This window comes from Mesorhizobium argentiipisi (SeqCode) (assembly GCF_037179585.1).
Taxonomy (GTDB): Bacteria; Pseudomonadota; Alphaproteobacteria; order Rhizobiales; family Rhizobiaceae; genus Mesorhizobium; species Mesorhizobium argentiipisi.
In genome coordinates, this window is record NZ_JAPYKO010000106.1 from 1 (window position 1) to 463 (window position 463).

At 74.3% G+C, this 463-nt stretch carries 1 tRNA gene; it reads right to left on the reverse strand.

The window, feature by feature from the left end:
- Positions 1 to 129: 129 nt before the first annotated feature.
- Positions 130 to 214 (reverse strand) — tRNA-Leu (locus tag O7A05_RS34140).
- Between the last annotated feature and the right edge of the window lie 249 nt (positions 215 to 463).

The following is a 463-nucleotide window of genomic DNA, read 5'->3' on the forward strand; positions in this document are numbered from 1 at the left end:
CGTCCGTTGATCGTCTCGAAGTCCGGTCCGTCGGCCGTTGTCCGGGCGGTTCGGCACGCGTCGCGGCGCTTGGGAGTGCCGGCCGGTCGGTCCCGGACGCTCCAGGTCCAGGGGCCGGCCGTGCGGCGCTGGTGCGGGCGGAGGGGCTCGAACCCCCACGTCTTGCGACACTGGAACCTAAATCCAGCGCGTCTACCAGTTCCGCCACGCCCGCGGCAGCCCGAGTGCGGCCGCCCGGCCGTCGGAAGCGCGGGTCTATAGCACGCGCGTCCGGGACCGCAGCAAAAAACTTCGGGCTCCCGCACACGGGGGCGCCGGCGGTGGCGCCGCCGGGGGCGGGCGGCTAGAACCGCCCTCCCGACGCGCCGCCCGCAAGGGTCGATAGGGGTCCATAGGGGTCCATGCCTCCGTTCCGACCGACCGTCCCGCCGATTCCCGTCTCCCGCCGGACCCTGCTCGCGGG